17 protein-coding genes are annotated in these 21,800 nt (G+C 70.5%); 7 read left to right on the forward strand and 10 right to left on the reverse strand.

What is annotated here, in order from left to right; genetic code table 11:
- Positions 1-45: 45 nt before the first annotated feature.
- Positions 46-1,824, reverse strand: coding sequence for a protein kinase domain-containing protein (locus tag AACH10_RS18305; RefSeq protein ID WP_341411927.1), 1,779 nt, complete (start codon positions 1,822-1,824; stop codon positions 46-48).
- A 307-nt stretch (positions 1,825-2,131) separates the two neighbouring features.
- Between AACH10_RS18305 and AACH10_RS18310 the strand changes: the two genes are divergently transcribed.
- On the forward strand, positions 2,132-2,890 hold the full coding sequence (locus tag AACH10_RS18310) for a hypothetical protein (protein ID WP_341411928.1): 759 nt from the start codon (positions 2,132-2,134) through the stop codon (positions 2,888-2,890).
- A gap of 25 nt (positions 2,891-2,915) precedes the next feature.
- On the opposite strand, the gene AACH10_RS18315 is transcribed toward AACH10_RS18310, so the two are convergent.
- The 3 genes from AACH10_RS18315 to AACH10_RS18325 all read right to left on the reverse strand — a co-directional run bounded on the left by AACH10_RS18315 (position 2,916) and on the right by AACH10_RS18325 (position 6,121).
- Positions 2,916-4,142: an acyl-CoA dehydrogenase family protein gene (locus AACH10_RS18315; protein WP_341411929.1), complete on the reverse strand. Its 1,227-nt coding sequence runs from the start codon at positions 4,140-4,142 to the stop codon at positions 2,916-2,918.
- 115 nt (positions 4,143-4,257) lie between these two features.
- Positions 4,258-5,346, reverse strand: coding sequence for a phosphotransferase family protein (locus AACH10_RS18320; RefSeq protein WP_341411930.1), 1,089 nt, complete (start codon positions 5,344-5,346; stop codon positions 4,258-4,260).
- A 70-nt stretch (positions 5,347-5,416) separates the two neighbouring features.
- On the reverse strand, positions 5,417-6,121 hold the full coding sequence (locus tag AACH10_RS18325; protein WP_341411931.1) for a Crp/Fnr family transcriptional regulator: 705 nt from the start codon (positions 6,119-6,121) through the stop codon (positions 5,417-5,419).
- 319 nt (positions 6,122-6,440) lie between these two features.
- On the opposite strand from AACH10_RS18325, the gene AACH10_RS18330 reads away from it, so the two are divergent.
- A complete protein-coding gene (locus tag AACH10_RS18330; RefSeq protein ID WP_341411932.1) occupies positions 6,441-7,991 on the forward strand; it encodes a hypothetical protein in 1,551 nt (516 codons plus the stop codon).
- 34 nt (positions 7,992-8,025) lie between these two features.
- On the opposite strand, the gene AACH10_RS18335 is transcribed toward AACH10_RS18330, so the two are convergent.
- Genes AACH10_RS18335 through lptF form a run of 5 tightly spaced genes read right to left on the reverse strand, consistent with a single transcriptional unit; the run spans position 8,026 to position 12,857 of the window.
- Positions 8,026-9,186, reverse strand: a complete 1,161-nt coding sequence (locus AACH10_RS18335) for a pyridoxal phosphate-dependent aminotransferase (protein ID WP_341411933.1) — start codon at positions 9,184-9,186, stop codon at positions 8,026-8,028.
- Between the two features lie 23 nt (positions 9,187-9,209).
- Positions 9,210-10,172: a CysB family HTH-type transcriptional regulator gene (locus AACH10_RS18340; RefSeq protein WP_341411934.1), complete on the reverse strand. Its 963-nt coding sequence runs from the start codon at positions 10,170-10,172 to the stop codon at positions 9,210-9,212.
- A complete protein-coding gene (locus AACH10_RS18345; RefSeq protein WP_341411935.1) occupies positions 10,169-10,621 on the reverse strand; it encodes a sirohydrochlorin chelatase in 453 nt (150 codons plus the stop codon). The genes AACH10_RS18340 and AACH10_RS18345 overlap by 4 nt, the downstream gene beginning before the upstream one ends.
- Positions 10,618-11,727, reverse strand: coding sequence for an LPS export ABC transporter permease LptG (gene lptG / locus AACH10_RS18350; RefSeq protein ID WP_341411936.1), 1,110 nt, complete (start codon positions 11,725-11,727; stop codon positions 10,618-10,620). Before lptG ends, AACH10_RS18345 begins: the two co-directional genes overlap by 4 nt.
- On the reverse strand, positions 11,724-12,857 hold the full coding sequence (gene lptF, locus AACH10_RS18355) for an LPS export ABC transporter permease LptF (RefSeq protein WP_341411937.1): 1,134 nt from the start codon (positions 12,855-12,857) through the stop codon (positions 11,724-11,726). The genes lptG and lptF overlap by 4 nt, the downstream gene beginning before the upstream one ends.
- Before the next feature lie 27 nt (positions 12,858-12,884).
- Here lptF and AACH10_RS18360 point away from each other — a divergent pair, with 27 nt between their 5' ends.
- The 3 genes from AACH10_RS18360 (at position 12,885) to AACH10_RS18370 (ending at position 16,152) form a co-directional block, all read left to right on the forward strand.
- Positions 12,885-14,351, forward strand: coding sequence for a leucyl aminopeptidase (locus tag AACH10_RS18360; protein WP_341411938.1), 1,467 nt, complete (start codon positions 12,885-12,887; stop codon positions 14,349-14,351).
- 28 nt (positions 14,352-14,379) lie between these two features.
- Positions 14,380-14,838, forward strand: coding sequence for a DNA polymerase III subunit chi (locus tag AACH10_RS18365; protein WP_341411939.1), 459 nt, complete (start codon positions 14,380-14,382; stop codon positions 14,836-14,838).
- 183 nt (positions 14,839-15,021) lie between these two features.
- Entirely contained in the window at positions 15,022-16,152 is a 1,131-nt protein-coding gene (locus AACH10_RS18370) for a branched-chain amino acid ABC transporter substrate-binding protein (protein ID WP_341411940.1), read from the forward strand.
- Between the two features lie 70 nt (positions 16,153-16,222).
- Here AACH10_RS18370 and AACH10_RS18375 read toward each other — a convergent pair whose 3' ends face one another.
- Entirely contained in the window at positions 16,223-18,736 is a 2,514-nt protein-coding gene (locus tag AACH10_RS18375) for a glycogen/starch/alpha-glucan phosphorylase (RefSeq protein ID WP_341411941.1), read from the reverse strand.
- A 151-nt stretch (positions 18,737-18,887) separates the two neighbouring features.
- Here AACH10_RS18375 and glgC point away from each other — a divergent pair, with 151 nt between their 5' ends.
- Together glgC and glgA are read left to right on the forward strand one after the other, a co-directional pair.
- Positions 18,888-20,201 (forward strand): glucose-1-phosphate adenylyltransferase, encoded by a 1,314-nt coding sequence (gene glgC, locus AACH10_RS18380; RefSeq protein ID WP_341411942.1) that lies wholly within the window; start codon positions 18,888-18,890, stop codon positions 20,199-20,201.
- Positions 20,201-21,655: a glycogen synthase GlgA gene (gene glgA, locus AACH10_RS18385; RefSeq protein WP_341411943.1), complete on the forward strand. Its 1,455-nt coding sequence runs from the start codon at positions 20,201-20,203 to the stop codon at positions 21,653-21,655. Before glgC ends, glgA begins: the two co-directional genes overlap by 1 nt.
- Positions 21,656-21,800: the final 145 nt, after the last annotated feature.

Consider the following 21,800-nt stretch of genomic DNA (forward strand, 5'->3'; position numbering starts at 1 on the left):
TTCATGGGCGCTTGCCGCCCTGCGTCGGGGTGAATCGCGCCTCGGTCAGCGCGTCACCGTGACGCTGAAGCGCACTGCACCGTAGGCATCGCAGCCCGGCGTGGCGCACTGCGCCTTGCCTGCGAAGGCCGACCCCGCGCCCGTGTGCGCGCGCGCCACTGCCGCCGCCGCATCGCCGGTGGGCAGTTTCTGGAACCAGGCTTCGCGCACCGGCTGCAGTGCGGAGAAGTCTCGTGGGTTCTCCGACACCAGCGCCACGAAATGCTCTTCGCCCGGCGGCTCGGTGGTATCGAGCGGCCAGTTGGCCTGGGGCAGGGTCACGGCCTGACCGGCACGCACCCGGTTCTGCGTGGCCTGGGTGTTGGGGTACATCAGCAGCCACTGGCCGTCGCCGCTGTGCGCCAGCACGTACAGGTAGCCATCCCGCGACGAGCGCACCGTGAACGCCAGCCGGTCGCGCCCGATGCGCAGGCTGGCCTGCTGGGCGCCGGCCTGCACGTCAAAACCCGGTGTACGGCCCTGCACGATGCGGTCGAACTCGGTCAATGGGGACCAGGCGGCGGCCGGTGACAGGGTTGCGGCGGGGGACATGGCGGCCGGTACTTGGGCCGCTACAGGGACGGTGTTCGCTGCCGGGGTGGGCCCGGTGGCGCCAGTGGCCGGGGCCGGGGCCGGCGCCGGCCGCTGCAGCCACAGCAACGCACCGGCGGCCAGCAGCAGCGCGCCACCGATGCCCAGGCCCCAGGCCAGCACTGGTGGGCGGCGGCTCGCGACCTGCGCGGCGGCTGGCACGGGCATCGGCTGCATCGCCGGCGCGGCCACCGGCGGCAGCACGGTGGCTGGCGCGGGCGCTGCGGGTGGCCGCGTGGACGGCACGATCACGGTCACGCCGCCGGCGCCCGCACCATCGATGGCCAGCGCCTGCCGCAAGGCATCGATCGACTGGGTGCGCTCTTCTGGGCGCACCCGCAGACCGTCGTCGATGGCCTGCAGGAAACTGGGCGAATAGCGCCCGGCGGCACTGCGTACCAGCGGCACATAGCCGTCGTGCACCGTGCGGCCCACGGCGGCCGGGGGCTTGGCGCCGGTGATGGCGGCGTACACCACCGCGCACAGCGCGTAGATGTCGGTCCACGGGCCCTGCTTCATGCCGGGCACCTCGGCGTACTGCTCCACCGGGGCGTAGCCCGGCTTGAGGATGGCCGTGAGCGCCTGCGTGGCGTCGCTGATCACCATGCGCGCAGCGCCGAAGTCCAGCAGCAGCGGCTTGCCGGTGCCGGCCAGCAGCAGGATGTTGTCGGGCGCGATGTCGCGGTGGTAGCAGCGCTCGGCATGCAGCACCTCCAGCGCCTCGGTCAGCGGGGCCAGCAGGCCCATCAGCCAGCGCTCGTCGGGCGGCGCGCCCAGGTTCTTCAGCGTGGCCTTGAGCGTGGTGCCTTCGTAGAACGGCATCACCATGTAGGCCGTGCCATTGGCCTGCCAGAAGCGGTAGACCTTCAACAGCGCCGGATGGTCGAACTGCGCCAGCATGCGCGCCTCCTGCAGGAAGCCGGCGAGGCCGGCGTCAAACAGGCTGCGGTCGCGCTCGGACTTGACCACCACCTCCAGGCCCTGGCCGCGGGTGGCCAGCGAGGCCGGCATGTACTCCTTGATCGCCACCCGGCGCTGCAGCATGTGGTCCTGCACCAGGTAGACGATGCCGAAGCCGCCTTCGCCGATGACCTTCAGCACCTCGAACTCGGCCATGCGCGTGCCCAGCGGCAGCGCATTGCCCACGCCGGCGGGGCGCTGGGCCTGGGCCCGCGGGATGATCTGCGTGGGCACCCAGGCCTGCGCTTCGGCCGGTCTCGGCGGCGGGGCCGGGGTCGGCGATTCGTCAGAGGCGCTCGGATTCATGGCGTGCGGCGGGCAGTCGGGCGGCACGCCGATTGTTGCGCAGTCCGGTGCCCGGGGCGGTGCGATGGCAGCGGTGCGCGTCGCTGCAACGTGGGACGCGCCCCCCGCATTCGTGCGGTAAGGCAGATGCTGGCGCTGTGCGGCGGCGTGCGGCCTGAACCGGCGGTCGCGTCGACCGCAACGCGTCTATGATTGTTCGGCCAGCGTCAAGCGGGCATTCGACCCCATTCCAATCATGCTGAAGTCGTTGCGGCGCCTGTTGTCCCTGGGCGGGCAAAGCCCGGCCGCCGGTGTGTTCGAGGCCTGGGCCAGCGAGCGTGGCCATGCCTTCCGGCGCGTGCGCGATGCCGAGGGGTGCGTGGTCGAGGGCCGCCTGGGCGCGCAGCCCTGGCGCATCGAATGGGGCGCACCGCAGCGCCAGTACATCACCGGCCATGAGCTGCGGCTGATGGCCGAGTTCAACCTGCCCAAGGATCTGCAGGTGCTGGTGCTGAACCGGCACCTGATGGAGGCCATGGAGAAGGCGGTCTACGAGCAGTACGTCGACGACGTGCAGACCCGCATCGACACCGAAACACCGCCCGAGATGCGCTGGCTGGTGCTGTACCACAAGCTGCCGGCGGCCGACATGGGCCGGCTGCGCGAGCGCTACGGCACGGTGTCCAGCATGCTGCCCTGGGCGCAGCAGTGGCTGGCCTCGCCGCTCAACGACGCGCTGGCCGCCTTGCTCGACCAGGTGCCCGAGGAGCATCCGGTGGTGCTGACCATCGGCCGTGGCCGCCTGACGCTGCGCACCGCGCTGAACGAGCCCGATGTGCCGCAGTTGGCGCAGTGGGTGTCGGTGTTCGAGCATGCACTGCGCGAGGCCCGCCGCCTGGGCGAGGAATGGCGCGACGCCTCGGGCGCCGGCCAGACCACGCAGCCCAGCCTGTGGGAGCACATCGGCCCCACCGATCCCGACGAAACCACGCAGCGCATGCCGCCCCGCGGCTAGATCCGCGGGCGGCCGGGAGCCCCGATCACCGCGGGGTGTGACGCCCCAGTTCGATCTTGGCGATGGCGTTGCGGTGCACTTCATCGGGGCCGTCGGCAAAGCGCAGCGTGCGGGCCTGGGCATAGAAGAAGGCCAGCGGCACGTCGTCGCTGACGCCCATGCCGCCATGCACCTGCATCGCCCAGTCGATGACCTTCAGGGCCATGCTGGGCGCCACCACCTTGATCATCGCGATCTCGGCCTTGGCGGTCTTGTTGCCGGCCACGTCCATCATCCAGGCGGCCTTCAGCGTCAGCAGGCGGGCCTGTTCGATCATGCAGCGCGCCTCGGCAATGCGCTCCTGCGTGACGGTCTGCTGCGCGATGGTCTTGCCGAAGGCCACGCGCGCCACCGCGCGCTGGCACATCAGTTCGAGCGCGCGCTCGGCAATGCCGATCAGGCGCATGCAGTGGTGGATGCGGCCCGGGCCCAGACGGCCCTGGGCGATCTCGAAGCCCCGGCCTTCGCCGAGCAGGATGTTGGACACCGGCACACGCACATTGGTGAACTCGACCTCGCTGTGGCCGTGCGGCGCGTCGTCGTAGCCGAACACCGGAAGCTGGCGCAGCACCTTGACCCCCGGCGTGTCCATCGGCACCAGGATCATCGACTGCTGCTCGTGGCGCGGCGCATCCGGGTTGGTCTTGCCCATGAAGATCAGGATCTTGCAGCGCGGGTCGCCGCCACCCGAGGTCCACCACTTGCGGCCGTTGATGACGTACTCGTCACCCTGGCGCTCGATGCGCGCCTCGATGTTGGTGGCGTCGGACGAGGCCACCGCCGGTTCGGTCATGGCGAAGCCCGAGCGGATCTCGCCGGCCAGCAGCGGCTCGAGCCATTGCTTCTGGTGCGCCGGGCTGCCGTAGCGCGCCAGCACCTCCATGTTGCCGGTGTCGGGCGCCGAGCAGTTGAACACCTCGCTGGACCACAGCACGCGGCCCATCAGCTCGGCCAGTGGTGCGTACTCCAGATTGGTCAGGCCGGCGCCGCCATGGTGCGAGTCGTGCGGCAGGAACAGATTCCACAGACCCGCGGCACGTGCCTTGGGCTTGAGTTCCTCGATCACCGGCAGCGGCGTCCAGCGCTTGCCAGCCGCCGTGTTGGCCGCCAGTTCAGCCGCATAGCGGGCCTCCGCCGGGAAGACATGCTCGGCCATGAAGGCCTCCACGCGTTCTCGGTACTGCTGGGTCTTGGCGGAGTAGGCGAATTCCATGGTGTTCTTTCAGGTATCAAGGGGCGTGGCGGGCCGAGCGCCGGGCCGCTCCCAAGCCGGCCCGCCAACCCGCCCGGCGGGTGGCGTCGCGTACCCGCGACGCCGGGTGCTCCATTTACTCCACGAAGCCCCAGGCCATCTCGGCCAGGGCGCGCGTGGCGGCGCCGGTGGAGCGGGCCTGGGCGCTGGAGGCCGTGCCATCGAGCACGCGCTTGGCGATGCCCTGCGTGATGGCGGCCAGGCGGAAGCCGTTGTAGGCGAGGTAGAAGTTCCAGTCGGCCAGCAGCGCGTCGGCGGCATCGGGGCCGGTGCCGCGGCCGGTGCGCTCGCAGTAGCGGCGGATGTAATCGCGCTCGGCCGGGATGCCGAGTGCGGCCAGGTCCAGCCCGCCAATGCCGCGGAAGGTGCCGGGCGCGATGTGCCAGCTCATGCAGTGGTAGCTGAAGTCGGCCAGCGGGTGGCCCAGCGTGCACAGCTCCCAGTCGAGCACGGCCACGATGCGCGGTTCGGTGGGGTGGAAGATCACGTTGTCGAGCCGATAGTCGCCGTGCACGATGCTGACCTGGCTCTCGTCCAGCGCGCTGGCGGGCATGTGCTCGGGCAGCCAGGCCATCAGCTGGTCCATGGCCTCGATGGGTTCGGTGATCGAGGCCTGGTACTGCTTGCTCCAGCGGCCGATCTGGCGTGCGAAGTAGTTGCCCGGCTTGCCGAAGTCGGCCAGGCCCACGGCCTTGGGGTCGACGCAGTGCAGCGTGGCCAGCACGCGGTTCAGTTCGTCGTAGATGGCGCCGCGCTCGGCGGGCGTCATGCCTGGCAGGTCTTGTGCCCACAGCACGCGGCCTTCCACGCACTCCATGATGTAGAAGGCACGGCCGATCACCGACTCGTCCTCGCACAGCACATGCATGCGCGCCACCGGCACGCCCGACAAGGCCAGCGCGTTCATCACGCGGTATTCGCGCTCGATGGCATGGGCCGACGGCAGCAGCTTGGACAGCGGCCCCGGCTTGCTGCGCATCACGTAGCTGCGACCGGGCGTGATCAGCTTGTAGGTCGGGTTGGACTGGCCGCCCTTGAACTGCTCGACGGTCAGCGGGCCGGCGAAGCCGCCCATGTTGGCCGAAAGCCAGCGCTCAAGTGCGGCCACGTCGAAGGCGTGCGAAGCCAGCACCGGCTGGGTGCCGATGTTCACGCTGTGGTCCATCGGGAGGTCTCCTGTGCCCGCGGACCGGGCGTATCCATGTGGGAAACGGCGCGCCGCAGCGCACCTGGGGTCAGCGCTCGGCGATGGCGAGCAGCTTCTCGCGCGACAGCACCACCAGGCGCGTGGGCTCCACGCGCACGGCCCCTTCGCGCTCGAAGCCCTTCAACTCCTGGTTGACGCGCTGGCGTGAGGCACCGAGCAGCTGCGCCAGGTCTTCCTGCGCCAGCTGCAGGCCGATGCGGATTTCCTCGCCCTGCGAGATGCCGTAGCTCTTGGCCAGCAGCAGGATCTGCTTTGCGAGGCGAGCGGCCAGCGGCTTGGTGTTCAGGTCCTCGAACTGGTTGAACATCAGGCGCAGGCGCCGGCAGTTCAGGCGCAGCAGCGCGTCGTAAAGCTCGGTGTGCTGGCTCAGCAGTTCCTTGAAGTCGGCCTTGCGCACGCACAGCAGCGTGGTGTCGCCATGGGCATCGGCATCGTGGGTGCGCGGCAGACCGTCGAACAGTGCGATGTCGCCGAACCAGGTGCCGGGCTCGCAGTAGGTGAGTGTGACCTGCTTGCCCGACAGCGAGACCAGCGAGACGCGAACCGCACCGCGTGCCACGCCGATCCAGTCTTCGGCCGGGCTGCCGCGCGTGGCGAGCGGCGCGCCGTCGCTCAGCCGCCGCACATAGGCCCGCGACAGGATCGCATTGCGCAGGGGTTGAGAGAGCTTGGAGAACCACGCGCCTGACTCGATGTTCTGTCGCTCTTCGATTGTAAGAACCGGGGTATTCATGGCTTGTCCCTGGCGCGACAAGGGCGCCAACATGCAATCTCTATTGTCCACGTGCCAATGCTGCACCGCACCGTCGCAAACGACGATTCCGCGACAGCCGTGTGCCGGTGTACGCAGCAGTCGCTACCGGCCGGTAGCAAACCACCCGTTGACGCCCGCGCGCAGCACCGGCGCACGCCGTCTGCGGCATCTGCCGCGATCGGCGCGCCGGGGCGACCAGTGGTGCCGGAGGCGCGTGCTAGAGTGCCCGCCAACCCGCGCCGGCCCCCCGGCATCCCCCACTTTTCACCCTCCGCCGCCCAAGCTGCAGTCCCCCCGCATGGCGAGCCGCGCCCACCTCCGCTTCCTGCGTGCCGCGCTGTTGAGCGCCGTGCTGTGGCATGGCTGCGGGGCATTGGCGCAGGGCACCGCGCCGGACCCGGCGGCAACGGCGGCGAGCGCGGTGGCCAGCCCCGCCGCGATCACGTCATCCGGCGCGCCGACGGCCCCCACGGCGGCGGACACCCTGGCGGCTGGCGAACTGGCCAGCCTACGCGCCGATCTGCAAGCCCAGCGAGAACTGGTGCGCCAGTTGCGTCAGCGCCAGGCCGATGCCGACAGCGCCAGCCACTGGCTGCCCTGGGTGGGCCTGGGCCTGGTGTTCAGCCTGGGCCTGGCGGGCTGGTTCGGTCTGCGCCTGGCGCAGACCCAGCGCAACGGCCGCCAACCGCGCGCCGCCATGGCCGCGGAGCTCTCGGCATTCGATGCGGCGTCGACCGCCCGCAAGCCGGCCGCGGCAGGCGCCGCGCCGAGCGCTGCGCCAAAGGCCGGTGCGCCGGCGACACCGCTGGCCGATGCGGGGTCGGGCCTGTTTCCGGGCAGCAGTCGGGGGCCGTCGCTGGGTGCGCCCACCACCCTGGCCGGCGCGATGGCGACCTACGGCTCCGATACCGGCACCTTGACCCGCCCGGCCGTGGCCACGCCACGCGCGGCGCTGACCGTGCCCGCGTCGGCGAATGGCGAACTCTCGCTGACCGGGCACGAGCCGCGCGACGTCACCGTGGAGGAACTGCTCGATCTGGAACAGCAGGTCGACTTCTTCATGGTGCTGGGCCAGGAGGATGCGGCCATCGACCTGCTCGTCGGCCACATCCGCAGCACCGGCGGCACCAGCCCGCTGCCGTACCTCAAGCTGCTGGAGGTCTACCGCCAGCAGGGGCAGGCCGAGGCCTACGAGCGCACGCGCAGCCGCTTCAACCTGCGCTTCAACGCCTATGCCCCCGACTGGGAAGCCGATCTGGAAGCCGGCCGCCTGCTGGAGGACTATCCCGGCGTGGTCGAGCGCCTGCAGCGCCTGTGGGCCGCGCCGCTGGACGCGATGGCCGAGCTCGAGGCCTTGCTGTTCCGCCGCCAGGAGGGCGAGCTGTTCGAGCTGCCGGCCTACCGCGAACTGCTGCTGCTGTATGCCGTGGCGCGCGATCTGGACGCCCTGGCGCCGGCCCCCGCGCAGCGTCAGGTGGATGTGCTGCTGCCGCTGGACGATGACCTGAACGACCAGGACACCACCTCGCCGCGACCGCACCTGGGCCTGTTCTCGGACGAAGGACTGGGTGGCCGCACCGGCGAATGGGCGCGGCTGAACGAGCGGCCGGCCGTGTCGCCGGGCCAGGCGGTGGGCGACCGCACCGTGACACTGCGCAGCAGCGACCTGCCGCCGCCGCGCATCGACCTGGACATGGCGCTCGACATCGACCTGGGCCAGCTGACGCCGCCGCCGCGCGAGTTCACGCAGCCGGCGGGTTTCAGTGACGTGGACCTGAGCAGCTCGGATTTCGCCGACCTCGACGACAGCCCGCAGCCGCTGCCCACCACGCCGAGCCGGCGCGGCTGAGCGCGACGGCCCTCGTTGCGATGCAGCCGGTGGCTCAGAGCCGCGCCAGGCGGGCCAGTGCGGCCTGCAGCGTCTCGTCGCGCTTGGCGTAGCAAAAGCGCACCAGCCCCTGGTTGCGGCCGTCGCCGTAGAAGGCCGACAGTGGGATGGCCGCGACGCCGATCTCGGTGGTGAGCCAGCGGCAGAAGTCGGCCTCGTTCAGGCTGCTGATGGCGCTGTAGTCCACCACCTGGAAGTAGCTGCCCTCGCTGGGCAGCAGCTGGAAGCGCGTGCCGGCCAGCCCGGCGCGGAACAGGTCGCGCTTGTGCTGGTAGAAGGCCGGCAGATCCAGGTAGGGCTTCGGGTCGGCCATGAACCGCGCCAGGCCGTGCTGCATCGGCGTGTTGACCGTGAACACGTTGAACTGGTGCACCTTGCGGAACTCGGCCGTCAGCGGCGCGGGTGCGGCGACGGTGCCCACCTTCCAGCCGGTGACGTGGTAGGTCTTGCCGAAGCTGCTGATGACGAAGCTGCGCGCCGCCAGCTCGGGGATGCGCGCCGCACTGGCATGCGGCTCGCCGTCGTAGACCATGTGCTCGTAGACCTCGTCGCTGATCAGCAGCACGTCGGTCGGCGCCAGGATCTCGGCCAGGCGCTGCATGTCGGCCTGGCGCCAGATGCTGGCACTGGGGTTGTGCGGCGTGTTGACGATGATGGCCCGGGTGCGCGGCGTGATGGCCGCGGCGATGGCGTCGAAATCGGGCCGGAACGTGCCGGCCTGCAAGGCCACGCGCACCACCACGCCACCGGCCAGCTCGATGTTGGGCACGTAGCTGTCGTAGTTGGGCTCCAGCACGATGACCTCGTCGCCCGGGCCCACGATGGCCAGGATGGCGGTCAGGATGGCCTGCGTGGCGCCGGCGGTGACGGTGATCTCGCTGGCCGCGTCATAGCGGTGGCCATACAGCGTGCTGATCTTGGCGGCCATGGCCTCGCGCAGCGGCGCCACGCCGGCCATCGGCGGGTACTGGTTCAGGCCCTCGGCCATGGCCTGCTGCACGCAGGCCAGCAGCGCGGGGTCGCAGTCGAAATCGGGGAAGCCCTGGCCCAGGTTCACCGCGCCATGCTCGGCGGCCAGCGCCGACATCACGGTGAAGATGGTGGTGCCCACGTTGGGCAGGCGGCTGGGGGGCAGGGGCGTGCGAGGGGTGCTCATGGGTGGGGGCAGCGTGCGTCGGGTCAGAGTTCGTAGTTCGAGGCGGCGTCGGCGCCGCCGCGCTCGGCCATCGCCCGCTCGATCATCGGCCGGGTCAGCCGGTCGGACAGCAGGCCGGCGAAGGCGTAGACGAAGTGGCGCAGGTAGGCGCCGCGCTTGAACGCGACGCGCGAGGTGTTGGTGCCGAACAGGTGGCCGGCGCGCAGCACCACCAGGCCGGTGGCCTCGGGCGCGTCGCCGCGCACCGCCATCTCGGCCACCACGCCCACGCCCATGCCCAGCTTCACATAGGTCTTGATGACGTCGGCGTCGATGGCCTCCAGCGCGATGTTGGGCTTGAGCCGGGCGCGGGCGAAGGCGGTGTCGATGCGCGTGCGGCCGCTGAAGGTGGGGTGGTAGGTCACCAGCGGCTCGGCGGCCAGCTGCTCCAGCGTGAGCCGTTCCATGCCAGCCAGCTTGTGCTCGGCCGGCACCACGATCACATGCTCCCAGTCATAGCAGGGCAGCGAGACGAGGTTGGGATGGTCGGCCAGCGCCTCGGTGGCCAGGCCGATCTCGGCCACGTCGTCGATCAGCATGCGCGCCACGTCGCCCGGCGTGCCCTGGTGCATCTGCACCTGCACCTTGGGAAACTGCCGGCGCAGCTGGGCCACCGGCTCGGGCAGCACATAGCGCGCCTGCGAATGCGTGGTGGCGATCGACAGCGTGCCGGCGTCCTGCTTGCTGAACTCGTCGCCGATGCGCTTGAGGTTGGCCACCTCGCGCATGATGATCTCGATCGACTGCAGCACCAGTTGGCCGGGCTCGGTGACGCGCTTCAGGCGCTTGCCGTGGCGCGCGAAGATGTCCACGCCCAGCTCCTCCTCCAGCTCGAGGATGGCCTTGCTGATGCCCGGCTGCGAGGTGTAGAGCGCCTTGGCCGTCTCGGTGAGGTTGAGGTTGCGGCGAACCGCCTCCTGCACGAAGCGGAACTGGTGCAGGTTCATCGCAGCGTGACCAGCGGCAGATCGGCGGCGCCCAGCGCCACGCCGGCCATGGCCTGCACCACGGCCTCGGCCTCGCCGACGGCGCGGCGCAGATGCCACTGCACGCCGGGGTGCGCGGCCTCCAGCTGCGCCACCAGGGCCGGCAGATCCTTGCGCACATGGCCGCCGGCCCCCAGGAACAGCGGCACGATGTCCACCTGCGTGCAGCCGGCGCCGGCCAGCCGTGCACCGGCGTCCACCAGGGTGGGCTGCATGAATTCCAGGAAGGCGAGGGCCACGCGGCTGTCCGCCTCGGGCAGGCCGGGTGCCTCGCCACGCGCCTGGCGGCAGTGCGCGGCCACGGCCTGGAACGGCCGCGCCCACAGCGGATCGCGCGCACCATGGGCGAACAGCAGCAGGCCGCGCGGAGCTTCGGCCGCCGCGGGGGAGGAAGGGGTGTCGGATGTCATCGGTACCTCACCAGCCATGCGAAGGCGGCCATCGAGATCAGCAGGTACAGCAGGCTGGGGGCCGCGGCGGCCATCCAGGGCTCCCAGTGGCGCAACAGGCCCAGGTGGCCGGCGGCGTTGTTCAGCAGCACGAAGCTGATGCCCAGCATGATGCCGCCGAAGACCTTGAAGCTCACGCCGCCCGCGCGCGCATGCAGGTAGGCGAAGGGCAGGGCCAAGGCCACCATCACCACGCAGGCCAGCGGGTACAGGGCCTTCTTCCAGAACTGGATCTCGTGGCGCTGCACCTCCTGCGACTGGTTGGCCAGGTGGCGGGTGTAGCGCCACAGGTCCAGCGTGGACATGGTCTGCACCGGCAGCAGCGCGGCCGTCACCACGGTGGCCTGCAGGCTGCTGGGCCAGTCCTGCGCGGGCAGGCTGCGCTGGCGCAGCGCCTGGCCGGCATGGGCCGCCTCGGGCGTGGGCCAGTCGGTGCGCTGCACCTGGCGCAGCTGCCAGTGGCCGTCGCGCACGCTGGCCTCGGTGGCCTCCAGCCGGGTGCGCAGCCGGCCCTGGTCGTCGAATTCGAAGATGCGCACGCCGCGCAGCTCGCCCACGCCCGCCACGGCCTGCACGTTCACCGACACGGCGCGCGGGCCCTCGGGCCCGTCGCGGTGCTCCTTCAGCCAGGCGCCGGTGCGGCCCAGGCTCATGGTGCGGTTGCCGGCCTTGATGGCCACCGCCTCGCGCTCGGTGATCGGTGCCAGGTAGTCGCCCACGCCGAAGGTCAGCAGCGCGAACAGCACGCCAGGCACGGCCAGCAGGCGCAGTGCCCGCCCAGGCCCCAGGCCGGCGGTGCGCAGGATGGTGAACTCGGACGACTGCGCCAGCCTGGCCATGGCGTAGATGGTGCCGATCAGCACCGCGATCGGGAACAGCTCGTAGAAGTGCCCCGGCACCAGCAGCAGCGTGCGCAGCAGCGCGCGGGCCAGCGTGTAGCTGCCGCGCCCCACGTCCTCCAGCTCGTCGACGAAATCGATGAAGAAGAACAGGCTCAGGAAGGCCAGGCCCACGAACACCACCGACCAGCCGATGTCGCGGTAGAGCAGGCGCCGCACGGTCCTCATGCGCCACCTCCTGCCGCACGGCCGGCGCGGCCCTGGCGTGCGAGCATGGCGCGCCACACGGTGGCGTGGTCGCGCCACCAGATCAGCCCCAGCGCCAGCACGAACACCGCGCCGTGGATGCCAGCCAGCGCCACGCCCATGCCCATGCGGCCGCTGGCCACCCAGGTCTGGGTCAGGTTGATCAGGTTGAAGTAGGCCACGAAGCTCAGCAGCGCCAGCAGCAGGTTCCAGTTGGAGGCGCGGCGCGGCTGGGTGGCCGACAGGCCCACGCCCAGCAGCAGCAGGTTGGCCGCAGCCAGCAGCAGGCCGAAGCGCCAGGCCAGCTCACCCTGGTTGCGCGGCGTGGGGTTGCGCAGCAGGCCGAGCGTGCTGGTGGCCTTGGGCGGGCGCTCCTCGGCGCTGCGCGCGGCGGCATCGCTCACCGCCACGCGGTAGCGCGCAAAGCTGCTGAGCGTGCGCACGCCGCTGGCACTGTCCACCTCGTTGCGCTGGCCTTCGTCGAGCTGCAGCATGCGCTGCTCGCCCACATCCACCAGCCGGCCCTTGTGCGCGGAGGTGACCGATTCCACCGTGTCGCGCTGGGCCAGCACGAACACGTTCTGGCCCTCCACACCGGCACCGTTGCCGGCGGCCTGGCTGGCGCGGTCGATGAAGAACACGCGGCTGCCGTCGCGCGAGGTCTGGAACACGCCGGGCGTGACGCGCGACAGGTCCGAGCGCTGCTCGTAGCGGCCGCGCAGCTCGGTGCCGGCCTGGTTGCCCCAGGGCCACACGAACAGCAGCAGCAGGCCCACGGCCAGCAGCACCGGCCAGGCCATGCGCAGCACCGGCCGCACGAAGCGGCCCAGACCCACGCCACTGGCGAACCAGATCACCATCTCGCTGTCGCGGTACATGCGCCCCAGCGTGACCACCACCGCGATGAACAGCGACAGCGACAGCATGGTGGGCAGGTGGCCCAGCGCAAAGTAGCCCAGCACCAGCACCACGTCCTCGGGCGCCACGTTGCCGCCGGCCGCCATGCCCAGGGTGCGGATCAGCATCATCGTGATCACGATGGTCAGGATCACCACGAGGGTGGCCCCGAAACTCCTCGCCAGCTCTCGCCGCACAGTTGAATCGAATAACATTCTTGGCTCTTCTAACCAGAGCGAATTATGGATTGCAAGACTCTCGTGAGCGCGCCCGAGGCCACAAGCCGCGTCAGCGCCGATGCCATCCTGTTGCTGGTGGTGGGCGACACCCTGCCGGCAGCGATCGATCCCACACTGGCCGAAGCCGTCCAGCAGGCCGTGACCCAGGGTGACCTGGCGCTGAAGGCCGGCAAGAGTGCCTACCTCGGCCGCGTGGCCGGGCTGAAGGCGCCGCGCGTGGCGGTGGCCGTGGCCAAGGACGGCAGCGCCAAGGCGCTGAAGTCGGCCGCGCTGGCCGGCCTGGGCCTGGTGAAGGGCCTGGGCGTGAAGCATCTGGCGGTGCAACTGGCCGCTGCCGACGCACCGCCGGCCGACACCCTGGCCGAGGTGCTGGCCGCCGCTGCGGCCGAGGTGGTGTACGTCTACCGCGCCACCAAGCCCAGTGCGCCCGCCGCACCGGCCCTGGCCAAGCTCACGCTGCTGGTGGCCGGCAAAGCCGAAGCCGCCGCCGCCGCGCAGGGCTTTGCGCGTGGCGCGGCCATCGCCGAGGGCGTGGGCCTGGCGCGCGAGCTGGCCAACCTGCCGGGCAACCACTGCACGCCCAGCGTGCTGGCCGCCCAGGCGCGCAAGCTGGGCCGCAGCCATGGCCTGAAGGTCGAGGTGCTGGACCGCAAGCACTGCGAGGCGCTGGGCATGGGCAGCTTCCTGTCGGTGGCGCAAGGCTCGGCCGAGCCGCCCAAGTTCATCGTCATGCATTACCAGGGTGCCGCCAAGACCGTGACACCGCTGGTGCTGGTGGGCAAGGGCATCACCTTCGACACCGGCGGCATCTCGCTGAAGCCCGGCGCCGAGATGGACGAGATGAAGTTCGACATGGGCGGCGCCGCCAGCGTGCTGGGCACCATGCGCGCCATCGCCGAACTCAAGCCCAAGCTGAACTTGGTGGCCATCGTGCCGGCCACCGAGAACATGCCGGGCGGCCGCGCGGTGAAGCCGGGCGACGTGGTCACCAGCATGAGCGGGCAGACCATCGAGATCCTCAACACCGATGCCGAAGGCCGCCTGATCCTGTGCGACGCGCTGACCTATGCCGAGCGCTTCAAGCCCGCGGCCGTGGTCGACATCGCCACGTTGACCGGCGCCTGCGTGATCGCCCTTGGCGGCGTGCGCTCGGGCCTGTTCAGCCCCGACGACGAACTGGCCGCCGCGCTGCAGGCCGCTGGCGACGCGGCACTCGATCCCTGCTGGCGCATGCCGGTGGACGACGAGTACGACGAGGCGCTGAAGAGCAACTTCGCCGACATGGGCAATGTGGGCGGCCGCGCTGGCGGTGCCATCACCGCGGCCAAGTTCCTGCAGCGCTTCACGGCCAAGCTGCGCTGGGCGCACCTGGACATCGCCGGCACGGCCTGGAAGCAGGGCGCGGCCAAGGGCGGCACCGGCCGGCCGGTGGGCCTGCTGACGCACTGGCTGCTGTCGCAGGCCAAGTGAGCGGCGGCACAGGCGCCGCGGGACCGGCATGACGCAGGCGATCGACTTCCACACCGGCGTGGCCGACAAGCTCGGCTACGCCTGCCGCCTGCTGCGCAAGGCATTGCGCGCAGGCAAGCAGGTGGTGGTCACCGGTCAGCCGGCCGAGCTGCAGCGGCTCGACCAGCTGCTGTGGACCTTCGAGCCCGGCGAGTTCATCCCCCATGCGCGGCTGCGTGCCGGCCAGGCCATCGCGCCGGTGCTGGCGCGCACACCGCTGTGGCTGGCCGACCAGGCGGCCGATGCCGGCGTGCGCGACGTGCTGGTGAACCTGGGGCCCCAGGCCTTGCCCGACACCGCGGCCTGGCCGCGCGTGATCGAGATCGTGGCCGACGGACCCGACGAGGTGGCGGCCGGCCGCGAGCGCTGGCGCCAGTACAAGGCCGCCGGCCTGAGCCCGCGCGCCCATGCACAAACCCGCCCCGAGCCGGGCGGCCAGGCCGGCTGACGCCTGTGCGTTCATGGGCACGCGGCTTGCGTGCACGCACAGGCTGAACGCCTGTTGACTAGGTGCAAGCCCCGATGCGGGGCGTCAGGGACGGCCTTGTCAACAGGTGTATCGTTCCGCCCGTTGAGAAAACCGCCTGTCCCGCAGGCGACCTCACCTTTCTTCCACCCGGAGGTTTTTTTAATGCAAGCCAAGCTCAATCTGATCGTCGCTGCGGCCGCCACCGTGCTCAGCGGCACGGCCATGGCCCAGGAAGTGGTCGTCAAGATCGGCCACGTCGGCCCGGTGTCGGGCGCACAGGCCCACTACGGCAAGGACAACGAGAACGGCGCCCGCATGGCGGTCGAGGAACTCAACGCCAAGGGCGTGACGATCGGCGGCAAGAAGGTCAAGCTGGAACTGGTGGCCGAAGACGACGCCGCCGATCCGAAGCAGGGCACGGCCGCTGCGCAGAAGCTGTGCGACGCCAAGGTCAACGGCGTGGTCGGCCACCTGAACTCGGGCACCACGATCCCGGCGTCCACGGTGTACAACCAGTGCGGCATCCCGCACATCACCCCGTCGGCCACCAACCCCAAGCTGACGCAGCAGGGCTACAAGACCACCTTCCGCCTGCTGGCCAATGACAACGCCCTGGGCGCTGGTCTGGCCCTGCACGCCGCCAACAACCTGAAGCTGAAGAAGGTCGCCATCATCGACGACCGCACCGCCTACGGTCAGGGCGTGGCCGAGGTGTTCAAGAAGACGGCCCAGGCCCGTGGCATCCAGATCGTGGACGAGCAGTTCACGAACGACAAGGCCACCGACTTCATGGCCATCCTGACCGCCATCAAGAGCAAGGCCCCGGACGGCGTGTTCTACGGCGGCATGGACCCGCAAGCCGGCCCGATGCTGCGCCAGATGGACCAGCTGGGTCTGAGCAACGTCAAGTTCTTCGGCGGCGACGGCATCTGCACGGCCAAGCTGGCCGAGCTGTCGGGCGGTGCCAAGGCCCTGGGCGGCGTGATCTGCGCCGAAGGCGGCGCCTCGCTGGACAAGATGCCTGGCGGCAAGGCCTGGATGGCCAAGTACGAAGCCAAGTACCCGAAGCAGTTCCAGGTCTATTCGCCCTACACCTACGACGCCGTGCACGTGCTGGTCGACGCCATGGTGCGCGCCGGCTCGGCCGACCCCAAGGTGTACACCGCCAAGCTGTTCGAGACGAACTACCAGGGCGTGACCACCAAGGTCGGCTTCGAGGCCGATGGCGAGCTGAAGAACCCCGCCATGACCCTGTACGTCTACAAGGACGGCAAGAAGGTGCCGCTGAACTGATCATCGGTTCAAACGCACAGCACAACGGCGCCCTCGGGCGCCGTTTTTCATGGGGCATGGCCGCCGGGCGTCAGGCCTGCGGTGCCACCTGCCAGATGCGGCGCGCGTACTCGCCGATGGCGCGGTCGGCCGAGAACACGCCCATCGCCGCCACGTTGGCAATGGCCTGGCGTGCCCAGGCCTCGCGGTCGCGGTAGCGCGCATCCACCTTCAGCTGCGTCGCCACGTAGTCTTCGTAGTCGGCCAGCAGCAGGTAGTGGTCGCCGCCCCACAGCAGCGCATCCACCAGGCCGCGGTAGCGGCCGGGCTCGTCGGGGCTGAAGGCACCCGAGGCGATGGCATCGAGCACGGCCTTCAGCTGCGGCAGGCTCTCGTACAGCCGCATCGGCTGATAACCCGCCGCGCGGATGGCCGTCACCTCGCTGGCGCGGCGGCCGAAGATGAAGATGTTGTCATCGCCCACGGCCTGGCGGATCTCGATGTTGGCGCCGTCGTCGGTGCCGATGGTCAGCGCGCCGTTGAGAGCCAGCTTCATGTTGCCGGTGCCCGAGGCCTCGGTGCCTGCGGTGCTGATCTGCTCGGACAGGTCGGCGCCAGGCATGATCGCTTCAGCCAGCGAGACGCCGTAGTTCGGGATGAACACCAGCTTGAGCCTGTCGCCGATGCGCGGGTCGTGGTTGATGACGCGGCCCACATCGTGGATCAGCCGGATGATCTGCTTGGCCATGGCATAGCCCGAGGCCGCCTTGCCGGCGAAGATCACCGTGCGCGGCTGCCAGCCCTGGCCGTCGGGGCCGTTGGGCTGGGCCAGGATGGCGCGGTAGCGCGTCACCACGTGCAGCACGTTGAGCAGCTGGCGCTTGTACTCGTGGAAGCGCTTGACCTGCACGTCGAACAGGCTGGCCGCATCGACCGCGATGCCGGTGGTCTCGGCGATCACGCGGGCCAGGCGCTGCTTGTTGGCCTGCTTGGCGGCCAGGAACTCGCTGCGGAAGGCGGCGTCGTCGGCCAGTGGCTTCAAGTGCACCAGCTGGTCCAGGTCACGCCGCCAGCCGGGGCCGATGCGGCGGTCGATCAGGCCGGCCAGCGGCGCATTGGCCTGGGCCAGCCAGCGCCGCGGCGTGACGCCATTGGTGACGTTGGAGAACCGGTCGGGCCACAGCGCCGCGAAGTCGGCGAAGATGGTCTGCACCAGCAGCTGCGAGTGCAGCGCCGACACGCCGTTGACCTGGTGGCTGCCGGCCACGGCCAGGTGCGCCATGCGCACGCGGCGTTCGCCGTTCTCGTCGATCAGCGACAGGCGGCGCATGAAGTCCAGGTCGCCCGGCCGCGCCGCCTGGGCCTCGACCATCAGCTCGTGGTTGATGCGGAAGATGATCTCCAGGTGCCGCGGCAGCACCTGCTGGAACAGGCTCACCGGCCAGGTCTCCAGCGCCTCGGGCATCAGCGTGTGGTTGGTGTAGCTGAACACCCGCTGCGTGATGCGCCAGGCCGGCGTCCAGGCAAAGCCGTGCTCGTCCACCAGCAGGCGCAGCAACTCGGCCACGCCGATGGCCGGATGCGTGTCGTTCAGGTGGATGGCCACTTTGTCGGCCAGGTTGGTGAGCCGGCCGTGCTCGGCCAGGTGCCGTGCCAGCACATCCTGGATCGAGGCCGAGGTGAAGAAGTACTCCTGCTTCAGCCGCAGTTCGCGGCCGGCCGGCGTGCTGTCGTTGGGGTACAGCACCCACGAGATGTTCTCGAAGGCGTTCTTGAACTCGGCGGCGCGGGCGTAGTCGCCGCTGTTGAAGGCGTGCAGGTCGATGTGCGCGGGCGCCACCGCCTTCCACAGCCGCAGCGTGCTGACGCGCTCGGTGCCGTGGCCCGGCACCACCATGTCGTAGGCCTTGGCCTGCACCGTGCCGGCATGGCGCCAGACCGGCGGCACGTCGGGCGACTCCGGATGCTCGACCCAGCCCCCGAAGCGCACCGGATGCACCACGCCGGGGCGTGGAAACTCCCAGGGCGTGCCATCCTCCAGCCAGGGGTCGGGGTGCTCGACCTGGCGGCCACCTTGGATGCTCTGCGCGAACATGCCGAACTCGTAGCGGATGCCGTAGCCATAGGACGGCAGGCCCAGCGTGGCCATCGAATCCAGGAAGCAGGCCGCCAGGCGCCCCAGGCCGCCATTGCCGAGGGCGGCATCGCGCTCCTGGTCCTCGATTTCCTCCAGCGTGCGCGCATGGGTGGCCACGCTGGCGGCAGCTTCTGCACTCAGGTCGAGCGCGCCCAGGGCGTTGCCCAGGCTGCGGCCGATCAGGAACTCCATCGACAGGTAGACCACGCGGCGCGCCTGGGCGGCGCGATCGGCCGCATCGGCCTGCACCCATCGGCGCGAGAGCTCGCTGCGCGCCGCCTGCGACACGGCCCCCAGCAGTTCCACCGGCCCGGCGGCCTGCGGCGCCACGGCCATGGTGTGCAGCAGGTGCTGCTCGATGCGGCGGGCCAGGCCGGCCGGCGCGTCGGCGGGGCGGGGCAGGGCATCCGACGGCAGGCCGTGCGGCGTGTCGGGGCGGTCGGGGGTGGGGGTCGGGTCGGTGGGCATGGTGGCTGGCATGTGAATCGCATTATTGATGCCGCATGCCGTGCGAAAGCCCATGGCGGCATGGCACCATGCAACAGCAAGCCGGCATGGGGCGCGGGCAGGGGGCCCGCGGCGGTATGCCGGCGCAGTGGGTGATCCCGTCATGCCTTCGATGAACCACCATGAGCTGGCCACCAGCCTCGATCTGCCCAAGCGCGCCGTCGCCCTGGTGCTGGCCGGCGGCCGCGGCAGCCGCCTGAAGAACCTCACCGACAACCGCGCCAAGCCGGCGGTGTACTTTGGCGGCAAGTTCCGCATCGTCGATTTCGCGCTCAGCAACTGCCTGAACTCGGGCATCCGCCGCATCGGCGTCATCACCCAGTACAAGAGCCACAGCCTGCTGCGCCACCTGCAGCGCGGCTGGGCCTTCCTGAAGGGCGAGATGAACGAGTTCGTCGACCTGCTGCCGGCGCAGCAGCGGGTGGACGAAGAAAGCTGGTACCGCGGCACGGCCGACGCCGTCTACCAGAACCAGGACATCCTGGCCGCCTACCGCGCCGACTACATCGTGGTGCTGGCCGGTGACCACATCTACAAGATGAACTACGCGCTGATGCTGGCCGACCATGTGGCGCGCGGGCGCGAATGCACCGTGGGCTGCATCGAGGTGCCGCGTGCCGAGGCCCATGCCTTCGGTGTGATGGCGGTGGACGAGCAGCGCAACATCGTCGAGTTCGTCGAGAAGCCGGCCGATCCGCCGGCCATGCCGGGCAAGCCCGAGCGTTCGCTGGCCAGCATGGGCATCTACGTGTTCAACGCGCGCTTCCTGTACCGCGAGCTCGAGCGTGACATGGCCGACCCGAACAGCAGCCACGACTTCGGCAAGGACATCATCCCGGCCATCGTCAAGCGCGGCCAGGCCGTGGCCCATCCGTTCGAGATGAGCTGCGTGGGCAGCAAGCACGGCAGCGCACCGTACTGGCGTGACGTGGGCACGATCGACGCGTTCTGGGACGCCAACATCGACCTCACCGCCACCGACCCCGAGCTGAACCTGTACGACACGCGCTGGCCGATCTGGACCTACCAGCCGCAGCTGCCGCCAGCCAAGTTCGTGCACAACGCCGACGACCGGCGCGGCATGGCCATCGAGTCGCTGGTGTCGGGCGGCTGCATCGTCTCGGGTGCGGTGTTCCGCTCGGTGCTGTTCTCCAGCGTGCGCGTGCACTCGCATGCCAAGGTCAACTGGAGCGTGCTGATGCCCGGTGTGCAGGTGGGCCGCGGTGCCCGCCTGACCAAGGTGGTGGTCGACCGCGGCTGCAGCATCCCCGACGGCATGGTGATCGGCGAGGACGCGGCCGAGGACGCGCGGCGCTTCCACCGCAGCGAGCAGGGCGTGACCCTGGTGACGCGGCCGATGCTGGCGGCGCTGGCCAACGGCACCGGCGCCAATGCCGGCCCGGAAGGCGCGGGGGTGCCGTCCTGATGCGCGTGCTGCATGTGGCGGCGGAGGTCTATCCGCTGGTCAAGACGGGCGGCCTGGCCGACGTGGTGGCGGCGCTGCCACCGGCGCTGGCCGCGCAAGGGGCCGATGTGCGCCTGCTGCTGCCGGGCTTGCCGGCGGTGCTGGAGGCCGTGCAGTCACCGCGCGTGGTGCTGGACATCGGCGCGGTGTTTGGCGCCATGCGCGTGCGCCTGCTCAAGGGTCGCATGCCGGGCACCCAGCTGCCGGTGTACCTGGTCGACGCGCCCTACCTGTACCGCCGCGGCGGCAGTCCTTACCAGGCCGACGACGGCAGCGAATGGCCCGACAACCTGCAGCGCTTTGCGCTGCTGGGCTGGGTGGCGGCCCATCTGGCGGCCGGCGAGGCCGACCCCGACTGGGTGCCCGATCTGGTGCACGCGCACGACTGGCATGCGGCCATGACCTGTGCCTACATGGCCGAGCACCGGCCCACCACGGCGGCCTCGGTGTTCACGATCCACAACCTGGCGTTCCAGGGCTTGTTCGCGCACGACGACTGGGCGCTGCTGGGGCTGCGCTCGGGCTTCATGTCGCCGGCGGGCCTCGAGTTCCACGGCCAGCTGTCGTTCATGAAGGCCGGGCTGAAGTTCGCCGATGCCGTCACCACGGTGAGCCCCGGCTATGCGCGCGAGATCGCCACGGCCGAGTTCGGCTGTGGTCTGGAGGGCGTGATCCAGGGCCGGCGCGGCGATGTCTGGGGCATCCTCAACGGCATCGACCCGCAGGTGTGGAACCCCGCCACCGATGCCGCCATCGCCAGCCGCTACGACGTCAGCCAGCGCGCCGGCAAGGCGGCCTGCCGGCAGGCCCTGCAGGCCGAGATGGGCCTGGCGCCGGACGGGGCGGCGCTGCTCGTCACCGTGGTCAGCCGGCTGACCTCGCAAAAGGGGCTCGACCTGGTGCTGGCCGCGCTGCCCGCGCTGGTGGCCGAAGGGGTGCAGTTCGCCGTGCAGGGCACGGGCGATCCGGCCTTCGAGGCGGCCTTCCGCATGGCCCAGGAGGCGCACCCCGGCCGCGTGGTCGTGCACATCGGCTACGACGAGGCCCGTGCCCACCGCCTGATCGCCGGCGCCGACGCCATCGCCGTGCCCTCGCGCTTCGAGCCCTGCGGCCTGACCCAGATGTACGGCCTGCGCTACGGCACGCTGCCCATCGTGCGCCGTGTCGGCGGCCTGGCCGACACGGTGGCCGACGGCGCCACCGGCTTCGTCTTCGACGAGGCCACGCCCACGGCCTTCGCGGCCGCGGTGCGCCGTGCCGTGGTGCTGCGTGCCGATGCCGCGCGCTGGTGGACGGTGGCCGCAGCCGGCATGGCGCAAGACCTGTCCTGGGCCGGCCCGGCCCGCGACTACCTGGCCCTGTACGAGCGCGCGGTGGCCGCGCGCCAGCGCGCGCCACGCCTGGTGGCGGGCTGAACCGGGTGTACGCAGGGGGCTGCGGCCCCCGGTTCGGGTGGTGAGACGCCACCGGATGACCGCATCCGGGCACACACCACTGTGAAGCAAGTTGCAAAACTGTAAAGATACGTTGCGTAACAAACCAAGAACGCAACGTCGATGG

The sequence above is a fragment of the Pseudaquabacterium inlustre genome, from assembly GCF_038066595.1.
GTDB lineage: Bacteria > Pseudomonadota > Gammaproteobacteria > Burkholderiales > Burkholderiaceae_C > Pseudaquabacterium > Pseudaquabacterium inlustre.